Here is a 383-nt window from a genome sequence, read left to right on the forward strand (position 1 = left end):
GCCCTGCACCTCCCCGACGGCCAGACGCTGCTCAGCGCCGGCGACCTCACCGGCCATGGCGTGACGGCCACCTCCGGCATGGCCATGCTGCTCGGCGCGCTCCGGGGCATGGCGATCGCCGGAGTGCAGCCCGGCGATCTGATGGGCTGGCTCAATCAGCTGCTCGACGCCTCCACCCAACCCGCGCTGGGCAGCGCCATCTGCTGCCGCTACGACCCGAGCACCCGCACCCTGCGCTGGGCCCAGGCGGGCCACCCCGCCCCGCTGCTGTTCCGCGACGGGACGGGGCGCTCGCTGGCTCCCCCGGAGGGCGTGCTGCTGGGCGCCACCTCGGGCGCCACCTATGGACAGGCCGAGGAGCGGCTGCAGCCGGACGATCTGCT

1 protein-coding gene is annotated in these 383 nt (G+C 74.9%); it reads left to right on the forward strand.

Annotated features, from left to right (window positions below):
• Positions 1–383: PP2C family protein-serine/threonine phosphatase (locus ACSNOK_RS33495; RefSeq protein ID WP_436784543.1), on the forward strand; the 383-nt coding region annotated here is incomplete at both ends.

The sequence above is a fragment of the Streptomyces sp. URMC 126 genome, from assembly GCF_051386555.1.
Taxonomy (GTDB): Bacteria; Actinomycetota; Actinomycetes; order Streptomycetales; family Streptomycetaceae; genus Streptomyces.